The sequence below is a fragment of the Micromonospora sp. NPDC005299 genome (assembly GCF_042872345.1).
In the GTDB taxonomy this organism is placed as follows: Bacteria; Actinomycetota; Actinomycetes; order Mycobacteriales; family Micromonosporaceae; genus Micromonospora.
In genome coordinates, this window is the sequence record NZ_JBIAKG010000006.1 from 410,808 (window position 1) to 432,361 (window position 21,554).

Below are 21,554 nucleotides of genomic sequence, written 5' to 3' on the forward strand. Positions count from 1 at the left end.
ATCTTCGCGCGCCCACGTTGCCGAAAACGCCGTTGACCGCTAGTTTTCCCCGCGCTGGGAACCACTGACCCCTTTGGTTGCCAGCGACACCACGTTTCACAGCTGCGGCGGTGCGCCCCGCCCGCCGTACAAGGGACCTGAGGAGAACTGGTGCCGCTCCCGTCACTGACCCCCGAGCAGCGCGCTGCCGCGCTGGAGAAGGCCGCGGAGATCCGCAAGGCCCGTGCTGAGCTGAAGGAGCAGCTCAAGCAGGGCAAGACCACCCTCGCCACCGTCCTCGAGCGGGCCGAGTCCGACGACGTCGTGGGCAAGCTGAAGGTTTCGGCCGTGCTCCAGGCGATGCCGGGCATCGGCAAGATCCGAGCCACCCAGATCATGGAGAAGCTCAAGATCGCTGACAGCCGTCGGCTGCGTGGCCTGGGCGAGCAGCAGCGCAAGGCGCTGCTTGGAGAGTTCGCCGCCAACTGAACGGCCCACCGTGTAGAAACAAGCGGTGAGCACGGATGACGAGGCGCGCCCGGCGGCTCGGCTCACTGTCCTGGCCGGACCTTCGGGTGCCGGCGGGGAGAGTGTCGTCGAGCTGGTCCGGGCGCGCTTTCCGTCGGTGTGGGTGCCGGTGGCCGCGACCACCCGGCCGGCGTGCCCCGGCGAGCTGGACGGCGTCGACCGGCTGTTCGTCGACGCGACCGACTTCGACCGCATGGTCGCGGCCGACGAGCTGCTGGAGTGGAGCCGGGTCGGGCCCTACCGGCGCGGGGTGCCGCGCGCGGGCGTGCGGTCCCGGCTCGCCGAGGGGCGGCCCGTGCTGCTCCCGCTGGACCTGCCGGGCGCGCTCGCCGTCCGGGCCGTGGCGCCGGACGCGCAGCTCGTGCTGCTCAGCCCGCCCGCGTACCGGCCGGACCCCGCCGTCGCGGCCGCCTTCGCACACGCCGTGGTGCACGACCGGACCGAGCGCGCGGCCGACGAGCTGGTAGGCTTGCTCGGTTCTTCCTTCCTGGCTCCGGCCCGACCGCGCCCGAGCGGTTGAGAGGCCACCGCCCCCGGGCGGTGCACAACGACGCAGAGGTTAATTCGTGGGATCCATCGCCAACCCCGAAGGCATCACCAACCCGCCGATCGACGAGCTCCTCGAGAAGACCACCTCGAAGTACGCGTTGGTCATCTTCGCCGCCAAGCGCGCGCGCCAGGTCAACGCCTACTACAGCCAGCTCGGTGAGGGCCTGCTGGAGTACGTCGGCCCGCTGGTGGAGACCACCCCCCAGGAGAAGCCGCTCTCCATCGCCATGCGCGAGATCAACGCGGGTCTGCTCACCGCCGAGCCGACCGACCAGCCGTAAGCCCCGCCCGCGCCGATGGCCGCCGAGATCGTCCTCGGGGTCGGCGGCGGCATCGCCGCCTACAAGGCGTGTGAGCTGCTCCGGCTCTTCACCGAGTCGGGCCACCGGGTCCGGGTCGTGCCGACCGCGTCGGCGCTCCGTTTCGTCGGGGCGCCGACCTGGGCCGCGCTGTCCGGCCAGCCGGTCGCCGACGACGTCTGGTCCGACGTGCACGAGGTGCCGCACGTCCGCCTCGGGCAGCACGCCGACCTGGTCGTGGTGGCGCCCACCACCGCCGACCTGCTCGCCAAGGCCGCTCACGGCCTCGCCGACGACCTGCTCACCAACACCCTGCTGACCGCGCGCTGCCCGGTGGTGCTGGCGCCGGCCATGCACACCGAGATGTGGGAGCACCCGGCCACCGTCGCCAACGTGGCCACCCTGCGGTCCCGCGGCGTCCGGGTGATCGAGCCCGCGGTCGGCCGGCTCACCGGCAAGGACACCGGCAAGGGCCGGCTGCCCGACCCGGCCGAGATCTTCGCGGTCGCCCGCCGGGCCCTGGCCCGCGGCGGCGCCGCCCCGGCCGACCTGGCCGGCCGGCACGTGGTGGTCACCGCCGGCGGCACCCGGGAGCCGCTCGACCCGGTCCGCTTCCTCGGCAACCGCTCCTCCGGCAAGCAGGGCTACGCGTTCGCCCGCGCCGCCGTGGCCCGGGGCGCCCGGGTCACCCTGGTCTCGGCCAACGTCGCGCTCGCCGACCCGGCCGGCGCGGATCTGGTCCGGGTGGGCAGCACCGAGGAGCTGCGCAAGGCGACCCTGGAGGCGGCCGCCGACGCGGACGCCGTGGTGATGGCCGCCGCGCCCGCCGATTTCCGCCCCGCGACGTACGCGCCCGGTAAGATCAAGAAGTCGGACGACGGCAGCGCGCCCACCATCGAACTGGTCACCAACCCGGACATCGCGGCCGAGCTGGGCCGGTGCCGGCGGCCGGAGCAGGTGCTGGTGGTCTTCGCCGCCGAGACCGGCGACGCCGAGGCCAACGGCCGGGCCAAGCTCGCCCGCAAGCGCGCCGACCTCATCGTGATCAACGAGGTCGGCGTGGACAAGGTCTTCGGGGCCGAGACCAACGCCGCCACGGTGATCGGGGCGGACGGGTCGGTGCACCGGATGCCCGAGCAGCCCAAGGAGGACCTGGCCGACGCCGTCTGGGACCTCGTGGTCGCCCGGTTGCCGGGGCGGTCCTGACGGTTGGTCACTCTCCGGTTCCCCGGGTCACCCTGGGAGCACGGTGACTAAACTGCCGCCGAGCGACCTTTAAAAGTCTTCACATGCTTAGGAGTGCCGTGACACGTCTCTTCACGTCCGAATCGGTCACGGAAGGCCACCCGGACAAGATCGCCGACCAGATCAGTGACGGCATTCTCGACGCACTGCTCGCCCAGGACCCGCACAGCCGCGTCGCGGTCGAGACGCTGATCACCACCGGCCAGGTGCACGTCGCCGGTGAGGTGACCACGAAGGCGTACGCCGACATCCCGACCATCGTGCGGGACACCATCCTGTCGATCGGCTACGACTCGTCGAAGAAGGGCTTCGACGGCGCCTCCTGCGGCGTGAGCGTCTCCATCGGCGCCCAGTCGCCGGACATCGCCCAGGGCGTCGACAACGCGTTCGAGCTGCGTACCGGCTCGTCGGAGAGCGCGCTGGACGCGCAGGGCGCCGGCGACCAGGGCATGATGTTCGGCTTCGCCTGCTCCGAGACGCCCGAGCTGATGCCGCTGCCGATCGCGCTCGCCCACCGGCTGGCCCGCCGGCTCGCCCAGGTCCGCAAGGACGGCACGATCCCCTACCTGCGGCCCGACGGCAAGACCCAGGTGACCATCGAGTACGACGGGCTGCGCCCCGTCCGGCTCAACACGGTCGTGGTCTCCAGCCAGCACGCGGCCGACATCTCGCTGGAATCCCTGCTCACGCCGGACGTCCGCGACCACGTCATCACCCCCGAGCTGGAGGGCCTCGGCCTGGACACCGAGGGCTACCGGCTGCTGGTCAACCCGACCGGGCGCTTCGAGATCGGTGGCCCGATGGGCGACGCCGGCCTGACCGGCCGGAAGATCATCGTGGACACCTACGGCGGTTACGCCCGCCACGGTGGCGGCGCGTTCTCCGGCAAGGACCCGTCCAAGGTGGACCGCTCCGCCGCGTACGCGATGCGCTGGGTCGCCAAGAACGTGGTCGCCGCCGGCCTGGCCGAGCGCTGCGAGGCGCAGGTCGCGTACGCGATCGGCAAGGCCCACCCGGTGAGCCTCTTCATCGAGACCTTCGGCACCGAGACCGTGCCGGTCGCCTCGATCGAGAAGGCCGTCGCCGAGGTCTTCGACCTGCGCCCGGCCGCGATCATCCGGGACCTCAACCTGCTCCGCCCGATCTACCAGCAGACCGCCGCCTACGGCCACTTCGGCCGCGAGCTGCCGGACCTGACCTGGGAGAGCACCGACCGGGCCGCCGACCTCAAGTCGGCCGCGGGAGCCTGACCGCCACCAGGCGCGGCGACCGGCGACCCGCCGAGGGGTCGCCGGTCGCTCGCGTCTGCGTGGACGTGCCCCTGCCGCACCTGGACCGCCCCTTCGACTACCTCGTTCCCGACACTCTGGACGCCGACGCCCGGCCCGGGGTGCGGGTGAAGGTCCGCTTCGCCGGGCAGCTCGTCGACGGCTGGCTGCTGGAGCGCGTCGCGGAGTCCGCGCACCCCAAGCTGGCGTACCTGGAGAAGGTCGTCTCCCCGGTGCCGGTGCTGGCGCCGGAGGTGGCCGCGCTGGCCCGCGCGGTCGCCGACCGCTACGCCGGCAGCCTCGCCGACGTGCTCCGGCTCGCCGTCCCGCCCCGGCACGCCCGGGTCGAAAAGGACGTCACGGCGACCGACGCGCCCGGCACCGACGAAGCCCCGCCGGCCGCCGCCGACCCGGCACCCGCTGACGCCGCCGACCCGGCACCCGCTGACGCCGCCGGGCCGGCGTCCGCCGACCGCGCCGCCGAGCCGGCGTCCGGTGACGCCGCCGACCCCGCCGCCGGGCCGGACTCCGCCGACGCCGAAGACCTCGCCGCCGGGCCGGCGTCCGCCGACGCCGCCGGCCCGACCCCCGGCTCGAAGGCCCCCGTGGCCGAGCCGGCCGGCGCCCCGGGCGAGCCCGTGGCCGCCCCCACCCAGGTCGACCCCCGCGGCTGGCGGGACTACCCGGCCGGACCGGCCCTCCTGCGCGCCCTCACCGCCGGCCGGGCGCCCCGGGCCGTCTGGTCCGCGCTGCCCGGCGAGGACTGGGCCGACCGGTACGCCGACGCCGTGGCGGCCACCGTGGCCGGCGGCCGGGGCGCCGTGGTCGTGGTGGCCGACGCCCGGGACCTGGACCGGCTGGACGCCGCACTGACCGCCGTCCTCGGGCCCGGGCGGCACGCCTGCCTCTCCGCGGCGGCCGGACCGGCCCGCCGCTACCGCGCCTTCCTCGCCGCCCGCCGCGGCGACGTGCCCGTGGTGATCGGCACCCGGGCGGCCATGTTCGCCCCGGTCGAGCGGCTCGGCCTGGTCGCCGTCTGGGACGACGGCGACGACCTGCACGCCGAGCCCCGGGCGCCCTACCCGCACGCCCGGGAGGTGCTGCTCACCCGCGCCCAGGTCGGCGGGACCGCCGCCCTCGTCGGCGGCTACGCCCGCACCGCCGAGGCCCAACTGCTGGTGGAGACCGGCTGGGCCCGCGAGGTGGTCGCCGACCGGGCGACCGTGCGGGCCCGCATGCCGGCCATCGCGCCGACCGGGGACGACCCGCACCTGGCCCGGGACCCCGGGGCCGCCTCCGCCCGGCTGCCCAGCCTGGCCTGGACCACCGCCCGGGACGCGCTCCGCGCCGACCTGCCGGTGCTGGTGCAGGTGCCCCGCCGTGGCTACCTGCCCTCGGTGGCCTGCGCCGACTGCCGGGCCCCGGCCCGCTGCCCGCACTGCGCCGGACCGCTGGGCCTGCCGTCTGCCGAGGGGGTGCCCGCCTGTCGCTGGTGCGGCCGGGTCGCCGCCGCGTACGCCTGCCCGGAGTGCGGCGGGCGGCGGCTGCGGGCGTCGGTCACCGGGGCCCGGCGCACCGCCGAGGAACTGGGCCGGGCGTTTCCCGGGGTGCCGGTGCGCACCTCGGGGCGGGAGGAGGTGCTGGCGACCGTGCCGGCCGGCGCGGGTCTGGTGATCGCCACCCCCGGGGCGGAACCGGTCGCCGAGGGCGGCTACGGAGCCGTGCTGCTGCTCGATTCGTGGGCCCTGCTCACCCGGGCCGACCTGCGGGCCGGGGAGGAGGCGCTGCGCCGCTGGCTGGCCGCCGCCGCGCTGGCCCGGCCCGGCCCGGCCGGCGGCCGGGTGGTGGTGGTCGCCGACGGCGCCCTCGCGCCCGTGCAGGCGCTGCTGCGCTGGGACTCCGCCTGGTTCGCCAGCCGGGAACTGGCCGAGCGCCGCGAGCTGGGCTTCCCGCCGGCGGTACGGATGGCCAGCGTCACCGGCGTGGCCGACGCGGTGGCCGACCTGCTGGCCGGCACCCGGCTGCCGGACGGCGCCGAGGTGCTCGGCCCGGTGCCGGCCGACGAGGGGCGCGAGCGGATGCTGGTCCGGGTGCCCCGGGCCCGGGCCGCCGCCCTGGCCGGGGCGTTGCACGCGGCTGCCGGGCAGCGCAGCGCCCGCAAGGCGGCGGACCCGGTCCGGCTCCAGATCGACCCGCTCAGCCTGTTCTGAGCCCGCCCGCCACCCGTGACGTGTCGCACCGGGACCGTCGCGTACGGTCGTGAGCAGGGGTTTGTCGCACACCTCGTCCGGCAAATGGGTGGAGAACGCGTGATAGCATCGCCCGTCATGCCCAGGCGCACGACGGTTCAAGGTCGCGGCGCGGCGAAGCGGGAGTGCGTCGAGCCGACGCGGATTCGATGATGTCAATCAGCCGGTGATCAGGGGTGGACCAGTCGTGACCGTTCGTCAGTCGATCGTCTTCAACGGTGACCTCGGCAGCGGCAAGAGCACCGTTTCCGTCGAGATCGCCAAGCGGCTGGGGCTGCGCCGGGTCAGCGTCGGCGACCTCTACCGCCAGATGGCCCAGGAGCGGCAGATGACCGCCCTCCAGCTCAACCTGCACGCCGAGCTGGACCAGGCCGTCGACGGCTACGTCGACCAGCTCCAGCGGGACATCGCCGCCTCCGGCGAGAGCCTGGTGATGGACTCCCGGCTGGCGTGGCACTTCTTCACCGACGCGCTCAAGGTGCACATGATCACCGAGCCGACCGAGGCGGCCCGGCGGGTGCTGGCCCGCCCGTCCGGCCCGGCGGAGAGCTACACCTCGATGGAGGAGGCGAAGGCCAAGCTCCGCGAGCGCAGCGAGAGCGAGCGCAGCCGGTTCATCCTGCGCTACGGCGTCGACAAGGCCCGGCTGCGCAACTACGACCTGGTCTGCGACACCACCCGGGCCACCCCGGAGCAGGTGATCCAGCACGTCGTCGACGTCTACGAGGGGCGGCTCGGCGCGGAGGTGCTGCGCGACGGCCAGCCGCTGCTGCTGCTCGACCCGGCCCGGGTCTACCCGACCGAGGACATCGCCACCCTGCGCGGGCTGTGGGACTCGGAGTTCGTCGGCGAGGTGGCCGGGTCCGGCGACGAGTCCTTGGAGCCGCTGACCATCGGCTACACCGGCGAGTACTTCTTCGTGGTCGACGGCCACCGCCGGCTCAGCGCCGCCCTGCAGAGCGGCTTCCCGCTGGTCCCCGCCCGGCTGGTCGCCGAGGTCGACGAGCCGGTGGTCGGCGGGCTGAGCGCGGTCGACTTCTTCGCCGCCCAGGCCCGGCCCAGCCTGATCCACGACTGGGAGGCCGCGCACGGCCTCGCGCTGCCGCTGCCCGAGCACGCCCTGCTGGGCGGGGACGCGGTGCTGGCCGGGGAGCCGGGCACCGGCGCCTGACCGGGCCGCGGGCGGGGCGACGGGATCGCCCGATCCGGCGGACCGGAGCATGATGAAGGTCTCCGATGCCTGGGGAGGCCGACCGTGGATCCTGCTGACGCCCTCGCGCTGCTGATGTCGCCCTCGGGACGGGTCGACCCGTACCCGACGTACGAACGGTTGCGCGCGCACGGCACGGTGGTCCAGGCCGGGCCGGTCTTCTCCGTGGTGACCGGCTACGCCGAGGCCGATGCGATCCTCCGCGACGCCCGGTTCGGGGTGATGGACGACGATCTGCGCGACCAGTTCCTGCCGGGCTGGCGGGAGAGTCCCGCGGTCCTGTCGATCTCCCGGTCGATGCTGCGCACCAACCCGCCGGACCACAGCCGGATGCGCCGGCTGGCGGCCGGCGCCTTCACCCCGCGCCGCATCGCCGCCATGCGCGACGTGGTCGAGGCGCAGGCCGACCGGCTGGTCGACGGGATGCTGGCCCGCGGCCGGGACGGCGCGCCGGCGGACTTCATGGCCGAGTTCGCGTACCCGCTGCCGGTGGGGGTGATCTGCGCGCTGCTCGGCGTGCCGGCGGCCGACCGCCCGCTGTTCCGGCGCTGGGCCACCGACCTGACCGGGGTGCTGGAGCCCGAGATCACCCCCGAGGAGCTGGCCGTGGCCGACCGGGGCGCGGGCGAGTTGCGCGACTACTTCACCGAGCTGGTGGCGGCCCGCCGGCGTTCTCCGGCCGACGACCTGACCACCGCACTGGTGCAGGCGCACGACGGCGACGGCGATCGGCTCTCCGGCGACGAGCTGCTGGCCAACCTGATCGTGCTGCTGGTGGCCGGCTTCGAGACCACCACCAACCTGCTCGGCAACGGCCTGGTGGTGCTCCTCGACCATCCGCGCGACGCGGCGGCGCTGCGCGACCACCCCGAGTTCGCGCCCGGCTACGTCGACGAGCTGCTGCGCTACGACTCACCGGTGCAGCTCACCTCCCGGATGAGCACCGAGCCGACCCGGCACGGCGGCGTGGACCTGCCCGCCGGGAGCTGGCTCATCGTGATGCTCGGTGCGGCGAACCGGGACCCCGGCCGCTACCCGGAGCCGGAGCGGTTTGACCCGTGGCGTCCCCAGGTGCACCCGCTGTCCTTCGGCGCCGGCCCGCACTACTGCCTCGGCGCGGGCCTGGCCCGGCTGGAGGCGCAGGTGGCGTTCCCGCTGCTGCTGCGCCGGCTGCCCGGCCTCGCCCTGGCCGGGCGGGGCGAGCGGCGGGTCCGGCTCACCCTGCGCGGATACGCCACCCTGCCGGTCACCGTCGGTGACGGGGCGTCGCCGGTCACCGATCGCGGTACGCCGGCCGGGGCGACCGGATCGACTCCGTAGACTGGTACGGCACCACTCGTCCCAGACAAGGAGCCACTCCGCGTGACCGTCCAGCCCATCCGTCTGTTCGGCGATCCGGTGCTGCGCACGCCGGCCGACCCGGTCGTCGACTTCGACGCCGAGCTGCGCAAGCTGATCGCCGACCTGACCGACACGATGCGCGAGCAGAGCGGCGCCGGCCTGGCCGCGCCGCAGCTCGGGGTGGGCCTGCGGGTGTTCACCTTCGACGTCGACGACGTCCTCGGGCACCTGGTAAACCCGGTGCTGGAGTTTCCCGACGAAGAGGAGCAGGACGGCCCGGAGGGCTGCCTGTCCATCCCGGGGCTCTACTTCGACACCAAGCGCCGGCAGAACGTCATCGCCAAGGGCTACAACGGCTACGGCGACCCGCTGCAGATCGTCGGCACCGGTCTGATGGCCCGCTGCGTGCAGCACGAGACCGACCACCTCGACGGGGTGCTCTTCGTCGACCGGCTCGACCCGGCCGGCCGCAAGGAGGCCATGAAGGCGATCCGCCAGGCCGAGTGGTACGACGAGGCCGCCCCGCCGACCGTCAAGCTCAGCCCGCACGCCGCCGGCAACCCCTTCGGCCTGGGGCGGTGACCCGGATGCGCCTGGTCTTCGCCGGCACGCCGGCCGTCGCCGTCCCCGCGCTGGAGGCGATCGCCGCCTCCGGTCACGAGCTGCTCGCCGTGGTCACCCGCCCCGACGCCCCGGCCGGCCGGGGGAGGGGCCTGGCCCGCTCCCCGGTCGGCGCCTGGGCCGACGCGCACGGCGTCGAGGTGCTCACCCCGGCGCGGCCGCGCGAGCCCGAGTTCCAGGACCGGCTCCGCGCGCTGGCTCCGGACTGCGTGCCGGTGGTCGCCTACGGCGCGCTGGTGCCGCCGGCGGCGCTGGAGATCCCCCGGCTCGGCTGGATCAACCTGCACTTCTCGCTGCTGCCCGCCTGGCGCGGCGCGGCGCCCGTGCAGCACGCCGTGCTGCACGGCGACGAGCTGACCGGGGCGAGCGTCTTCCAGTTGGAGGAGGGGCTGGACACCGGCCCGGTCTACGGCACCGTCACCGACGAGGTGCGGCCCGCCGACACCTCCGGCGACCTGCTGGAGCGGCTCGCCCACTCCGGCGCCGAGCTGCTGGTCGCCGTGCTCGACGCGCTCGCGGCCGGCACGGCCCGGGCCGAGCCGCAGCCGGCCGACGGGGTCTCCCTCGCGCCGAAGCTGACCGTCGAGGATGCCCGCGTCCGCTGGGCCGACCCGGCCTTCGCGGTGGACCGCCGCATCCGCGCCTGCACCCCGGCCCCCGGCCCGTGGACCACCTTCCGGGGTGACCGGGTCAAGCTCGGCCCGGTCACCCCGGTGGCCAACGGCCCGGAGCTGAAGCCCGGCGAGCTGCTGGTGGAGAAGTCGCGGGTGCTCGCCGGCACGGGCACCGTCCCGGTGCAGCTCGGCGAGGTGCGCGCGGCCGGCAAGAAGGCGATGTCGGCCGGCGACTGGGCGCGCGGCGCCCGGGTCGTCGCCGGCGAGGTGCTCGCGTGACCGGGCCGTCGGAGTCCCGCGGCGAGCGTTTCTCCGCCGACGGTCCGCGCGGCGGCCGCTCCGACGCCGGGCGGTTCAGCGGCGGCGAGCGGTCCTGGGACGGTGGCCGGCCGGAGCGCGGTGAGCGTCCGGGGCGACGGGGCGACGGGCCCCCGCGCGAGGGGCGCTTCGGCGCCGACCGGCGCGGTGGGGTCCGGCGGCCGGCCCGGCCGGCCGTGGACCTGCCCCGGCACGTCGCGTTCGAGGCGATCGCGGCGGTGCACCGGGACGACGCGTACGCCAACCTGGTGCTGCCGGCGATGCTCCGCGACGAGGGGCTGACCGGCCGGGACGCCGCCTTCGCCACCGAACTGACCTACGGCACGCTCCGCCACACCGGCACGCTGGACGCGATCATCACCGACGCGGCCGGCCGGGACGTGCAGCGGATCGACCCGCCGGTGCGGGACGCGCTGCGGCTCGGGACGTACCAGCTCCTGCACACCCGGGTGCCCGCGCACGCGGCCGTGTCGTCCACCGTGGACCTGGTCCGGACCGTCGGGCCCGGGGCGACCGGCTTCGCCAACGCGGTGCTCCGCGAGGTGGCGAGCCGCGACCTCGACGGCTGGGTGACGAAGCTCGCCCCGTCCGAGGAGACCGACCCGATCGGCCACCTCGCGCTGGCGTACAGCCATCCGCAGTGGATCGTCCGGGCCTTCGCCGAGGCGCTCGGTGGCGACCTGCGCGAGACCGCCCGCCTGCTCATGGAGGACAACGAGCGTCCGCCCGTGCACCTGTGCGCCCGGCCCGGGCTGGCCGACCCGGTGGCGCTGGCCGACGAGGTCGGCGGGGCTCCCGGCGCCTTCTCGCCGTACGCGGTCTACCTCTCGGGTGGCGCGCCGGGTGAGCTGGCGGCGGTGACGGAGGGCCGCGCGCACGTCCAGGACGAGGGCTCGCAGCTCGTGGCGAACGCCCTCGCGGTGGCGCCGCTGGACGGCCCGGACGGCCGCTGGCTCGACCTGTGCGCCGGCCCCGGCGGCAAGGCCGGCCTGCTCGGCGCCCTGGCCGCGGAGCGGGGCGCGCGGCTCACCGCGGTGGAGGTCGCCGAGCACCGGGCCCGGCTGGTCGCCCAGGCCACCCGGGGGCTGCCGGTCACCGTGGTGCACACCGACGGCCGCACGGTCGGCGCCGACCCGAAGCTGCCGGAGGGGCACTTCGACCGGGTGCTGGTCGACGCCCCGTGCACCGGTCTCGGCTCGCTGCGCCGCCGGCCGGAGTCCCGCTGGCGCCGCCAGCCGTCGGACCTGCCGCCGCTGACCCGGTTGCAGCGGGAGCTGCTCACCGCCGCGCTGCGCGCGGTCCGGCCGGGCGGCCTGGTCGCCTACGTGACCTGCTCGCCGCACACGGTGGAGACGCACGTGACGGTGACCGAGGCGTCCCGCCGGTGCGGCTTCCCGGTCGACTTCGTCGACGCCCGCCCGCTGCTGCCCGCGGGCATGCCCGGGCTGGGGGACGGCCCCACGGTCCAGTTGTGGCCGCAGCGGCACGGCACGGACGCGATGTTCCTGGCGGTGCTGCGCAGGGGCTGAGCGCGGGCCCGATCGACGGGTCGGATGTCCACAGGTGAACGCGGAGCGGGGCCGGCGATGCCGGCCCCGCTCCGCGCCATGTGACACCCCCGTTGACTCTTACATCGATACATGTAACTGTTCCGATCACCGGTCCGCCGACGCCGAGGCTCCCACCGGGGCCCACGGGTCGCGCCACCCCGCCAGCACGTCCCGCCGACCCCCACGAGGAGTCCCCATGAGACGCAGAACGCCGACCGCGGGCCTCGCGCTCGCCCTCTTCGCCGCCGTGACGGCGACCCTGGCCGCCCCCGCACCGGCCGGCGCCGCCCCCGCGCTCGCCGCCGCCGCGCCGGACATTTCGGTGACCAACGTCCAGGCCCACCTCACCCAGCTCAACATGATCGCCAGCAGCAACGGCGGCAACCGGCGGGCCGGCTCGGCCGGCTACACGGCCTCGGTCGCCTACGTGAAGGCCAAACTCCAGGCCGCCGGCTACACGGTCAGCGAGCAGATCTGCACGACCTGTACCTACCGGTCGAACAACCTGATCGCGGAGTGGCCGCAGGGCCCGGCCGACCAGGTGGTCATGTTCGGCGCGCACCTGGACAGCGTCTCCGCCGGCCCGGGCATCAACGACAACGGCTCCGGCTCGGCCACCCTGCTGGAGAACGCGCTGGTCCTGGCGAGTCAGAACCCGAGCATGACCAAGCGGGTCCGGTTCGCCTGGTGGACCGACGAGGAGCAGGGCCTCAACGGCTCGGAGTTCTACGTCAACTCGCTCAGCGCCACCCAGAAGAGCGCCATCAAGGGCTACTACAACTTCGACATGGTCGGCTCGACCAACGGCGGCTACTTCATCAACCGGCTCACCTCCACCACGGCGGCGCCGCTGAAGGCGTACTGGGACTCGCTGAACCTCCAGCCGGAGGAGAACGTCGAGGGCCAGGGCCGCTCCGACGACTACTCCTTCCAGCAGGCCGGCATCCCCACCTCCGGCTACGCGGCCGGCGCCAGCGCGCGCAAGACCACCGCCCAGGCGAGCAAGTGGGGCGGCACCGCCAACTCGGCGTACGACTCCTGCTACCACCGCTCCTGCGACACCACCGCCAACGTCAGCGCGACGGTGCTCAACCGCAGCGCCGACGGTGTGGCGTACGCGATCTGGCAGCTCGCGGTCGGCGGCGGCACCCCGACCAACGACTTCTCCGTCGCGGTGAGCCCCACCTCCGGCAGCGTCGCCCGGGGCGGCTCCACCACCGCGACGGTCAGCACCGCCACCACCAGCGGCAGCGCCCAGACGGTGAGCCTGTCGGCCACGGGCGCGCCGAGCGGGGTGACGGTGAGCTTCAGCCCGTCCTCGGTCACCTCGGGCGGCTCGGCCACCATGACGGTCAGCGCCTCCGCGACGGCGACCACCGGCACCTTCACCATCACGGTCACCGGCACCGGCTCGGTCGCCCGCACCACCGGCTACACCCTCACGGTGACCGGCACCGGCGGCTGCGCCGGCGGCCAGCTCATCGGCAACAGCAGCTTCGAGTCGGGCAGCACCCCGTGGACGGCCACCTCGGGGGTCATCACGAACTCGTCGAGCCAGGCGGCCCGGACGGGCTCCTACAAGGCGTGGCTGGACGGCTACGGCAGCACCCACACCGACACGCTGTCGCAGTCGGTGAGCATCCCGGCCGGGTGCGCCAGCTACACCCTGTCGTTCTGGCTGCACGTCGACACGGCGGAGACCACCACGAGCACGGCCTACGACCGGCTGACCGTGCAGGTCGGCACGACCACCCTGGCGACGTACTCGAACCTCAACGCGGCGAGCGGCTACGCGCAGCGCAGCTTCAACCTGGCGGCGTACGCCGGGCAGACCGTCACGCTGAAGTGGACCGGGACGGAGGACTCCTCGCTCCAGACCAGCTTCGTCGTTGACGACGTGACGCTCCAGGTCGGCTGAGCGACCCGGGCGGGGTGGACCCGCGGGCCCACCCCGCTCCCGCTCAGGTGACCGGCAGCGCCCTGCTGCCGCCGCCCTTGAGCGAGCGGGTCAGCGTCCGGTCCGAGACCCAGAGGAAGCACTGGACGCCGCGGTCGCCGTCCTGCCACTCCTCCTCGTAGGGGTGGTAGATGATCGTGCCGGCCCGGTAGACCATGTCGCCGTTGTTCGGCACCTTGACGTACTTCGCGATCAGCCCGCGGCAGCCCTTGTGCGCCCGCAGCGTGGTGCGCTGGAACTCGGCGTAGCTCAGGTCGGGGAACCGGTAGACCCCGACGAACTCGGCGTGGTGCTTGGCCGTGCAGGAGACCGGCCGCATCTCCTCCACCTCGTCCTTGCTGAGCTTCGGGTTGAAGCAGCCCAGCGCCAGCGGCGAGCCCGCCTTCAGGGCGTTGCGCAGGCTGCCGCGGCGCGCGATGACGCTGCCGTCGTCCAGGCTGGCCACCTCGGAGACGTCGCAGCGGAACCAGCGGGCCCCGCCGGTCCAGGCCAGGGCCGACGGGAAGACCACCGACAGCCGCAGCCGCCCCGAGCGCCACTCGGCGCCGACCGCCTTGTTGACCTGCTTGGCGCACTCGGCGTGGGCGGTCCGGGTGCCGGACGACCCGGCCCGCGGGGGAGTGCCGCGCCCGGCGTCCGGGCCGGTCAGGGTGCCCACGTGCAACGTCTCGGCGCGGTGCGCGGCGGCGCAGTCGACCGGGTTCCAGCCGCTGAGGTAGCCGACGTCCTGGACGGTGGGGTGGCAGGCGCCGGCCTGGGGCACGAAGGCCACCGGGGCGCCGAAGGCGGGCCAGTCGTCGGCCAGGTCGCGGTCGACGCCGGCCGGCGCACCGCAGCCGCCGAGCGCCAGCACCGCGGTGACACCCACGGCGATCGCCGCCCTCCATCGCCGCATCCCGACCGACCTCCCCGTCGTCCGTGGTCGCCCGACCGGCGCGGAGCACCGGGTACGCCTCGGCGGTGCAGCATACGACACCGGGGCTCAGCTGACCGGTAGTCCCTCGGGACCGGCCCCGCGCATCGACCGGGTCAGCTTCCGGTCGTCGCTCCACAGGAAACAGCGCACCCCCCGGTCGCCCTCCTCCCACTCCCGCTGCGACGGCGGGTAGAAGATCGAACCGGCCCGGTACGGCAGTTCCGGGTTGTTCGGCACCGCGGCGAAGGCGGCGATCAGCGCCATGCAGCGGCGGTGCACCTCCGGGGCGGACCGGCTGAAGTCCGCCCAGCTCATGTCCCGTTCCTCGAAGACGCCGACGAACTCGGCGCGGTGCGGCTCGGTGCAGAGCACCGGGGCCATGTAGTTCAGGTTGTCGCCGATCAGCTTCGGGTCGAAACAGCGGTGCACCAGCGGGCTGTCGCCCACCATGGCGCCGCGCAGGCTGCCCACCCGGTTGATCGGCCGGGTGTTGTCGATGCTGTCGGTCTCGGCCAGGTCGCAGCGGAACCAGCGGGCCCCGGCCACCCAGGCGGTCACCGGGGGCAGCGCGATGTTCAAGGTGAGCCGCGCGGAGTGCCAGTCGCCGCCGATCACCTCGCGGGCCCGCTGGTCGCACTCGGCGCGGGCGGTGCGCAGCCCGGGCGAGCCCGGCTCCGGCCGCGCGCCCTGCGCCGCCGGCCCGGTGAAGGTGCCGACGTGCACCGTCTCGGCCAGATGGCTGCCCGCACAGTCCACCGTCTCGTAGGTGGCGGCCTGCACCACGGCGGTGAGCCGAGGCAGGCAGGCGTCCGTGGCGGGCACGAACAGGCGCGGCGCCGGCAGCGCGGCCCAGTCGTCGGTGAGGTCCCCGTCGGCCCGGTGCGGTGGGACACAGCCGGCCAGGGCCACCGTCGCCGTGCCGGTCAGCGCCAGCGCCAGGAGCCACCGTCGCATCGTCCGCCCTTCCCGGGAGATGACAGCCGGTCGCCGCGGCCCGTGCGGCGTTCCCCACGACCGGGCGTGCAGCATACGTGACAGTCCCTCTAGGAGTTTCGCCCGGTTTCGATCGATCGGCCAGCCGCGGATGCCTTTTCGTGCCGACTTTCCGCACCGGACCGGCCGATTCTGCACGGCGGGTCACGGCCGGGTCACAGCGGGCTCCCGGCGGTGCCGCGCTGCGGACGCCGGGTGACCGCCTTCGTACACTGGCCCGGTGACCGTACCGCCGCTGATCGTCGCGCCCAGCATCCTGGCCGCCGACTTCGCCCGCCTCGCCGACGAGGTCCGCGCCGTCGAGCACGCCGCGGACTGGTTGCACGTGGACGTCATGGACAACCACTTCGTGCCCAACCTGACCATCGGGCTGCCGGTGGTGCAGAGCCTGCGCGCGGCGACCCAGCTTCCCTTCGACGTGCACCTCATGATCGAGGACCCGCGCCGCTGGGCACCCGGATACGCCGACGCCGGGGCGTACAACGTGACGTTCCACGCCGAGGCGTGCGACGACCCGGTGGCGCTGGCCAAGGACCTGCGCTCGGCCGGGGCGAAGGCGGGGCTGGCGATCGACCGGGACACCCCGATCGAGCCGTACCTGGACCTGCTGCCGAGCTTCGACACGCTGCTGATCATGACGATCAAGGCCGGCTTCGGCGGCCAGCGGTTCATTCCCCAACTGCTCGACAAGGTGCGCGCCGCCCGCCGGCACGTCGCGAGCGGCCACCTGGAGCTGCGCATCGAGGTGGACGGCGGGATCGCCGCGGACACCATCGAACAGGCCGCCGCGGCGGGCGCCGACGCCTTCGTCGCCGGCACCGCGGTCTACGGGGCCGACGACCCGGCCGAGGCGGTCCGCCGGCTGCGCGGCCTGGCGGAACGCGCGACGACCGGGGCCTGAGATGGATCCGGCCGGCGACCGACCCGACGTGATCCTGGTCGTCGACGACGACGAGGACATCGCCCGCTTCGTCGAGTTCAACCTGCGGTTGCACGGCTTCGAGGTGCTGCACGCCGGCGACGGCCAGGAGGCCCTGGAGGTCATCGAGCGGCACCGGCCGGACCTGGCCGTGGTCGACCTCATGATGCCGCGGATCGACGGGCTGGAGCTGACCCGCCGGCTGCGCGCCGACCCGATGACCTCGGCCCTGCCGGTGATCATGCTGACCGCCAAGGGGATGACCTCCGACAAGGTCAACGGCCTCAGCGCGGGCGCGGACGACTACCTGGTCAAGCCCTTCGACACCGCCGAACTGGTCGCCCGGGTGAGCTCCACGCTGCGCCGCAACAAGGAGTTCCGGGAGGTCTCCCCGCTGACCGGGTTGCCCGGCAACAGCCGGATCCGGCGGGAGATCAGCGACCGGGTGCGCAGCGGCGTCGACTACGCCGTCGGCTACATCGACATCGACCGGTTCAAGAGCGTCAACGACCGGTACGGCTTCGTCCGCGGCGACGAGTTCATCTCCGCGCTGGCCCGCAGCCTGCACCGGGCGGTGGTCTCGATCGGCCTGCCGCCGGCCTTCCTCGGCCACGTCGGCGGCGACGACTTCGTCATCGTCTGCACCCCGTCCCAGGTCCGGCCGCTGACCAGCCGGGCCGTGGTCGACTTCGAGAAGGCCGCCGACGCCCTCTACGACCCGACCGACCGGGAGCGCGGCTTCGTCGAGCTGAAGGACCGGCGGGGCAACATCCGCCGGGCCGCGCTGGTCACCCTCTCCATCGGCGTCTCTCTCTCCGACTCCGGCAAACGCTTCACCGACCCCCTGGAGGCGATCGCCGTGGCCTCCGAGATGAAGACGGTCGCCAAGAGCCAACCCGGGTCATACGTCGCGGTCGACCGCCGTCGGGGCGTGACGTGACGATCCGCCCGGGGCTGTGAAGTAGCTCGCCTCTGTGGCGCGACCCGCCTCCCGACGTGTAAGACTTCCCGTGTAACCCACCACGCGCTGGCGGGGCTCGGTGAAATTCCGAACCGGCGGTGATCCACGGTCCGACCGTGGTAAGCCCGCGACCCGGACGGCTTCGGCCGGACGGTGGACCTGGTGAGAATCCGGGGCCGACGGTTGGGGTGCGGCTCGTCCGCCCCCAGACAGTCCGGATGGGAGACAGCGCGCGGGACGGGGAGAGCCCTGCCGGGCGCTGAGCACCCTCAGCCGCCGCGTGGGCTCCCCGGGGTCGGCTGCGCCGTCCCCGGATCTCCGCCGCCGCGTGTCCGCGGCACCCGTGCCGCCTCTCCCTGACCCGCCCGCGCGCGACCGGCGAGCGAGAGGGCAGGGCTGGCGATGACGAGCGTCTCCGTGGATGAGGCGATGCGTCGTGCGATCGCGCTGGCCGCCCGCGGCCTCGGCGCCACCAGCCCCAACCCCGTGGTCGGCTGCCTCCTGTTGGACGCCGACGGCGAGGTCGTCGGCGAGGGCTTCCACGCGTACGCGGGCGGTCCGCACGCCGAGATCGTCGCGCTGGCCCAGGCCGGCCGGCGCGCCCGCGGCGGCACCGCCGTGGTCACCCTGGAACCCTGCGACCACACCGGCCGCACCGGCCCCTGCAGCCACGCGCTCATCGCGGCCGGCGTCGCCCGCGTGGTGGTCGCCGTCCCGGACCCCAACCCGGTCGCCTCCGGCGGCGCGGCCACCCTGCGCGCCGCCGGCATCCAGGTCGACCTCGGGGTACGCGCCGACGAGGCCGAGGCCGGCAACATCGCCTGGCTCACCTCGATGCGCCGCGGCTGGCCGTACCTGATCTGGAAGTACGCGGCCACCCTCGACGGGCGCTCCGCGGCGGCCGACGGCACCAGCATGTGGATCACCTCCGAGGCGGCCCGGATCGACGTGCACGCCCTGCGCGGCACCGTCGACGCGGTGATCGCCGGGGTGGGCACCGTGCTCACCGACGACCCCCGGCTCACCGCCCGCAACCTGCGCGACGGCACCCTGGCCATCCGGCAGCCGCTGCGGGTGGTGGTGGACAGCTCGGGGCGTACCCCGGCCGAGGCCCGGGTCCGCGACGGCGCCGCCCGGACCTGGGTGGCCACCGCCGCGGAGGTCGGTGCCGGGCCGGACGGCCGGGTCGACCTCGCGGCGCTGCTCGCGGAGCTGCACCACCGCGGCGTGCGGGCCGCGCTGCTGGAGGGCGGCCCCACCCTGGCCGGCGCGTTCCTCGCCGCCGGCCTGGTCGACAAGGTCGTCGGGTACGTCGCGCCGAAGCTGCTCGGCGCCGGCCCGACCGCGCTGCTGGACGCCGGCGTGACCACCATCGCCGACGCCATCGACCTGGAGCTCACCGACGTTACGCAGGTCGGTCCCGACCTGCGGATCACCGCGCTGCCCCGGAAGAGGGAGGCCTGACATGTTCACCGGCATCGTCGAGGAACTGGGCGAGATCGTCCGGACCACCGACACGGGGGGTGACTCGGCGCTGGTCGCGGTCCGCGGCCCGCTGGTCACCTCGGACGCCCGGCACGGCGACTCCATCGCGGTCAACGGGGTCTGTCTCACCGTGGTCGACGTCGACGGCGGGATCTTCACCGCCGACGTGATGGGCGAGACGCTGCGCCGCACCGCGCTCGGCGCGCTGCGCCCCGGCGACCCGGTCAACCTGGAGCGGGCCGCCGCGCTGAACAGCCGCCTCGGCGGTCACCTGGTGCAGGGGCACGTCGACGGGGTCGGCGAGGTGCTGTCCCGGGAGCCGGCCGCGCAGTGGGAGACGGTCCGGTTCCGGCTGCCCGCCGGGCTGGCCCGCTACGTGGTGGAGAAGGGCTCGATCACCGTCGACGGCATCTCGCTGACCGTCGCGGAGGTCGGCGACGACTGGTTCTCGGTCGGGCTGATCCCCACCACCCTCAAGCTCACCACCCTCGGCGCCAGGGGCGTCGGCGACCCGGTCAACCTCGAGGTCGACGTGCTGGCCAAGTACGTCGAGCGGCTGCTCGGCGACCGTGCGGCGGGAGGCGACCGGTGATGGGCCCGCTCGGCTGGCTGCTCGACGCCCAGGTGCACGTGGCCGGCTCGCCGGTGCTGGTCCGGGAGATCGTCGGCAACGTCTTCGGCCTCGCCTCCGCGCTGCTCGGGTTGCGCCGGCTGGTCTGGGCCTGGCCGGTCGGCATGATCGGCAACGCGCTGCTGTTCACCGTCTTCCTCGGCGGGGTGTTCGCCACCCCCCAGGCGCACGACCTCTACGGCCAGGCCGGCCGGCAGGTCTTCTTCTTCGCGGTCAGCGTCTACGGCTGGTGGCGCTGGTCGCGCAACCGCCGCTCCAGCGGCGGGGAGCAGCCGGCCGTGGTCCCGCGCTGGGCCACCTGGCGGGAGCGGCTCGGCCTGCTCGCCGCCGCGGCGGTCGGCACCGCGGCCGCGTACCCGCTGCTGGCCGCGCTGGGCTCCTGGGGGCCGCTGCCGGACGCCTGGATCCTGGTCGGCAGCCTGCTCGCCACCTACGGCATGGCCCGCGGCTGGGTGGAGTTCTGGCTGATCTGGATCGCCGTCGACGCGGTCGGCGTGCCGCTGCTGCTCCAGGGCGGCTTCTACCCGTCGGCCGCCATGTACCTGGTCTACGGCGGGTTCTGCGCCGCCGGCATGTACGCCTGGTGGCGCACCTCCCGGGCGACCCCGCCCGCCCGCACCCCGATCCCGCCGACGTACTCGGAGGCCGTGGCATGAGCAGCACCTTCGGCAGCATCGAGCAGGCGGTGGCGGACATCGCCGCCGGCCGGCCCGTCGTGGTGGTCGACGACGAGGACCGGGAGAACGAGGGCGACCTGATCTTCGCGGCCGAGCTGGCCACCCCGGAGCTGGTCGCGTTCATGGTCCGCTACACCTCCGGCTACATCTGCGTGCCGCTCACCGAGAGCGAGTGCGACCGGCTGGACCTGCCGCCCATGCACCACACCAACCAGGACCGGCGGGGCACCGCCTACACAGTGACCGTGGACGCGCGGGAGGGGATCAGCACCGGCATCTCCGCGGCCGACCGGTCGCACACCATCCGGCTGCTCGCCGCCGCGTCGACCGACCCGACCGACCTGGCCCGCCCCGGGCACGTGGTGCCGCTGCGCGCCCGCCAGGGCGGGGTGCTGCGCCGCCCCGGGCACACCGAGGCGGCCGTGGACCTGACCCGGCTGGCCGGGCTGCGCCCCGCCGGGGTGCTCTGCGAACTGGTCAACGACGACGGCACCATGATGCGCCTGCCCGACCTGGAGAAGTTCTGCGCCGAGCACGGGCTCACCCTGATCACCATCGCCGACCTGATCGCCTACCGCCGGCGCACCGAGAAGCAGGTCGAGCAGGTCGCCGAGGCGCGCATGCCCACCCCGTACGGGGTGTTCCAGGCGCTCGGCTACCGCGCCGAGCACGACACCGCCGAGCACGTGGCGCTCGTCATGGGCGACCTGGGCGACGGCGAGGACGTGCTGGTGCGGGTGCACTCCGAGTGCCTGACCGGGGATGTCTTCGGCTCGCTGCGCTGCGACTGCGGCCCGCAGTTGCAGGCCGCGCTGGCCCGGGTCGCCCAGGAGGGGCGCGGGGTGGTGCTCTACGTGCGCGGGCACGAGGGGCGCGGCATCGGCCTGCTGCACAAGCTGCAGGCGTACCAGCTCCAGGACCAGGGCCGGGACACCGTGGACGCGAACCTCGACCTGGGGCTGCCGGCCGACGCGCGGGACTACGGCACCGGCGCGCAGATCCTCTACGACCTCGGCGTCCGCTCCATGCGGCTGCTGACCAACAACCCGGCCAAGCGGGCCGGCCTGGAGGGCTACGGCCTCACGGTGAGCGGCCGGGAGGGGCTGCCCGTGCGGTCCAACCCGGAGAACGTGCGCTACCTGCGGACCAAGCGGGACCGGATGGGCCACCTCCTGGAGGGGCTGGACGAGGTGACCGAGGCGCCGATGGGCCGCCCGGTCGCCGGCGACGAGATCGGAGCATAG

Annotated in this window: 20 protein-coding genes and 1 riboswitch; of the genes, 18 read left to right on the forward strand and 2 right to left on the reverse strand. The window is 74.5% G+C overall.

All coding sequences use genetic code 11. The features are described 5' to 3' along the window. Nucleotides 1–150: 150 nt before the first annotated feature. The 12 genes from mihF to ACFYPD_RS20205 all read left to right on the forward strand — a co-directional run bounded on the left by mihF (nt 151) and on the right by ACFYPD_RS20205 (nt 13,689). Nucleotides 151–468, forward strand: coding sequence for an integration host factor, actinobacterial type (gene mihF / locus ACFYPD_RS20150; RefSeq protein WP_013285515.1), 318 nt, complete (start codon nt 151–153; stop codon nt 466–468). 25 nt (nt 469–493) lie between these two features. After that, on the forward strand, nt 494–1,027 hold the full coding sequence (locus tag ACFYPD_RS20155) for a guanylate kinase (RefSeq protein WP_387115453.1): 534 nt from the start codon (nt 494–496) through the stop codon (nt 1,025–1,027). Nucleotides 1,028–1,073: 46 nt separating this feature from the next. After that, nucleotides 1,074–1,337: a DNA-directed RNA polymerase subunit omega gene (gene rpoZ / locus ACFYPD_RS20160; RefSeq protein ID WP_007075826.1), complete on the forward strand. Its 264-nt coding sequence runs from the start codon at nt 1,074–1,076 to the stop codon at nt 1,335–1,337. A 15-nt stretch (nt 1,338–1,352) separates the two neighbouring features. Then, nucleotides 1,353–2,561: a bifunctional phosphopantothenoylcysteine decarboxylase/phosphopantothenate--cysteine ligase CoaBC gene (gene coaBC / locus ACFYPD_RS20165; protein WP_387115456.1), complete on the forward strand. Its 1,209-nt coding sequence runs from the start codon at nt 1,353–1,355 to the stop codon at nt 2,559–2,561. 83 nt (nt 2,562–2,644) lie between these two features. Then, nucleotides 2,645–3,850 (forward strand): methionine adenosyltransferase, encoded by a 1,206-nt coding sequence (gene metK, locus ACFYPD_RS20170; RefSeq protein ID WP_387115459.1) that lies wholly within the window; start codon nt 2,645–2,647, stop codon nt 3,848–3,850. Nucleotides 3,851–3,909: 59 nt separating this feature from the next. After that, nucleotides 3,910–6,078, forward strand: a complete 2,169-nt coding sequence (locus tag ACFYPD_RS20175; protein WP_387115461.1) for a primosomal protein N' — start codon at nt 3,910–3,912, stop codon at nt 6,076–6,078. A 226-nt stretch (nt 6,079–6,304) separates the two neighbouring features. After that, the gene (locus ACFYPD_RS20180; protein WP_387115463.1) at nt 6,305–7,288 is read left to right on the forward strand and encodes an AAA family ATPase; all 984 of its coding nucleotides are present in this window, start codon (nt 6,305–6,307) and stop codon (nt 7,286–7,288) included. A gap of 114 nt (nt 7,289–7,402) precedes the next feature. Further along, a complete protein-coding gene (locus tag ACFYPD_RS20185; RefSeq protein ID WP_387115617.1) occupies nt 7,403–8,647 on the forward strand; it encodes a cytochrome P450 in 1,245 nt (414 codons plus the stop codon). A 42-nt stretch (nt 8,648–8,689) separates the two neighbouring features. Next, nucleotides 8,690–9,250 carry a peptide deformylase gene (gene def / locus ACFYPD_RS20190; RefSeq protein WP_387115465.1) on the forward strand — a complete coding sequence of 187 codons (561 nt, stop codon included), beginning with the start codon at nt 8,690–8,692 and terminating at the stop codon, nt 9,248–9,250. Nucleotides 9,251–9,255: 5 nt separating this feature from the next. Further along, complete coding sequence (gene fmt, locus ACFYPD_RS20195) at nt 9,256–10,182, forward strand: methionyl-tRNA formyltransferase (protein WP_387115621.1); 927 nt, start codon at nt 9,256–9,258, stop codon at nt 10,180–10,182. After that, nucleotides 10,179–11,750 carry a transcription antitermination factor NusB gene (locus tag ACFYPD_RS20200; RefSeq protein WP_387115467.1) on the forward strand — a complete coding sequence of 524 codons (1,572 nt, stop codon included), beginning with the start codon at nt 10,179–10,181 and terminating at the stop codon, nt 11,748–11,750. Before fmt ends, ACFYPD_RS20200 begins: the two co-directional genes overlap by 4 nt. A 217-nt stretch (nt 11,751–11,967) precedes the next feature. Further along, entirely contained in the window at nt 11,968–13,689 is a 1,722-nt protein-coding gene (locus ACFYPD_RS20205; RefSeq protein WP_387115469.1) for a M28 family peptidase, read from the forward strand. 43 nt (nt 13,690–13,732) lie between these two features. Here the strand turns inward: ACFYPD_RS20205 and ACFYPD_RS20210 are convergent, their stop codons facing one another. Both ACFYPD_RS20210 and ACFYPD_RS20215 read right to left on the reverse strand, forming a co-directional pair. Further along, nucleotides 13,733–14,623: a septum formation family protein gene (locus tag ACFYPD_RS20210; RefSeq protein WP_387115472.1), complete on the reverse strand. Its 891-nt coding sequence runs from the start codon at nt 14,621–14,623 to the stop codon at nt 13,733–13,735. An 87-nt stretch (nt 14,624–14,710) separates the two neighbouring features. Continuing rightward, a complete protein-coding gene (locus tag ACFYPD_RS20215) occupies nt 14,711–15,598 on the reverse strand; it encodes a septum formation family protein (protein WP_387115475.1) in 888 nt (295 codons plus the stop codon). A 259-nt stretch (nt 15,599–15,857) separates the two neighbouring features. Here ACFYPD_RS20215 and rpe point away from each other — a divergent pair, with 259 nt between their 5' ends. From rpe to ACFYPD_RS20245, 6 genes are all read left to right on the forward strand, one after another. Then, nucleotides 15,858–16,538, forward strand: a complete 681-nt coding sequence (gene rpe, locus ACFYPD_RS20220) for a ribulose-phosphate 3-epimerase (protein WP_387115477.1) — start codon at nt 15,858–15,860, stop codon at nt 16,536–16,538. A gap of 1 nt (nt 16,539) precedes the next feature. Beyond that, nucleotides 16,540–17,496 carry a response regulator gene (locus ACFYPD_RS20225; RefSeq protein ID WP_091263806.1) on the forward strand — a complete coding sequence of 319 codons (957 nt, stop codon included), beginning with the start codon at nt 16,540–16,542 and terminating at the stop codon, nt 17,494–17,496. Between the two features lie 82 nt (nt 17,497–17,578). Next, nucleotides 17,579–17,751: riboswitch (FMN riboswitch) on the forward strand. 168 nt (nt 17,752–17,919) lie between these two features. Continuing rightward, nucleotides 17,920–18,981: a bifunctional diaminohydroxyphosphoribosylaminopyrimidine deaminase/5-amino-6-(5-phosphoribosylamino)uracil reductase RibD gene (gene ribD, locus ACFYPD_RS20230; RefSeq protein WP_387115480.1), complete on the forward strand. Its 1,062-nt coding sequence runs from the start codon at nt 17,920–17,922 to the stop codon at nt 18,979–18,981. Between the two features lies 1 nt (nt 18,982). Next, the gene (locus tag ACFYPD_RS20235) at nt 18,983–19,594 is read left to right on the forward strand and encodes a riboflavin synthase (RefSeq protein WP_387115483.1); all 612 of its coding nucleotides are present in this window, start codon (nt 18,983–18,985) and stop codon (nt 19,592–19,594) included. After that, on the forward strand, nt 19,594–20,289 hold the full coding sequence (gene pnuC, locus ACFYPD_RS20240) for a nicotinamide riboside transporter PnuC (protein ID WP_387115623.1): 696 nt from the start codon (nt 19,594–19,596) through the stop codon (nt 20,287–20,289). The genes ACFYPD_RS20235 and pnuC overlap by 1 nt, the downstream gene beginning before the upstream one ends. Further along, nucleotides 20,286–21,554, forward strand: a complete 1,269-nt coding sequence (locus ACFYPD_RS20245; protein WP_387115486.1) for a bifunctional 3,4-dihydroxy-2-butanone-4-phosphate synthase/GTP cyclohydrolase II — start codon at nt 20,286–20,288, stop codon at nt 21,552–21,554. The genes pnuC and ACFYPD_RS20245 overlap by 4 nt, the downstream gene beginning before the upstream one ends.

Excerpts from the sequence above, each read along its gene's own strand:
- coaBC (WP_387115456.1), top strand. The coding sequence starts at position 1,353 with ATGGCCGCCGAGATCGTCCTCGGGGTCGGCGGCGGCATCGCCGCCTAC.
- metK (WP_387115459.1), top strand. The coding sequence starts at position 2,645 with ATGCTTAGGAGTGCCGTGACACGTCTCTTCACGTCCGAATCGGTCACG.
- ACFYPD_RS20185 (WP_387115617.1), top strand. The coding sequence starts at position 7,403 with ATGTCGCCCTCGGGACGGGTCGACCCGTACCCGACGTACGAACGGTTG.
- fmt (WP_387115621.1), top strand. The coding sequence starts at position 9,256 with ATGCGCCTGGTCTTCGCCGGCACGCCGGCCGTCGCCGTCCCCGCGCTG.
- ACFYPD_RS20205 (WP_387115469.1), top strand. The coding sequence starts at position 11,968 with ATGAGACGCAGAACGCCGACCGCGGGCCTCGCGCTCGCCCTCTTCGCC.
- ACFYPD_RS20210 (WP_387115472.1), bottom strand. The coding sequence starts at position 14,623 with ATGCGGCGATGGAGGGCGGCGATCGCCGTGGGTGTCACCGCGGTGCTG.
- ACFYPD_RS20215 (WP_387115475.1), bottom strand. The coding sequence starts at position 15,598 with ATGCGACGGTGGCTCCTGGCGCTGGCGCTGACCGGCACGGCGACGGTG.
- ACFYPD_RS20225 (WP_091263806.1), top strand. The coding sequence starts at position 16,540 with ATGGATCCGGCCGGCGACCGACCCGACGTGATCCTGGTCGTCGACGAC.
- ribD (WP_387115480.1), top strand. The coding sequence starts at position 17,920 with ATGACGAGCGTCTCCGTGGATGAGGCGATGCGTCGTGCGATCGCGCTG.
- ACFYPD_RS20235 (WP_387115483.1), top strand. The coding sequence starts at position 18,983 with ATGTTCACCGGCATCGTCGAGGAACTGGGCGAGATCGTCCGGACCACC.
- pnuC (WP_387115623.1), top strand. The coding sequence starts at position 19,594 with ATGGGCCCGCTCGGCTGGCTGCTCGACGCCCAGGTGCACGTGGCCGGC.
- ACFYPD_RS20245 (WP_387115486.1), top strand. The coding sequence starts at position 20,286 with ATGAGCAGCACCTTCGGCAGCATCGAGCAGGCGGTGGCGGACATCGCC.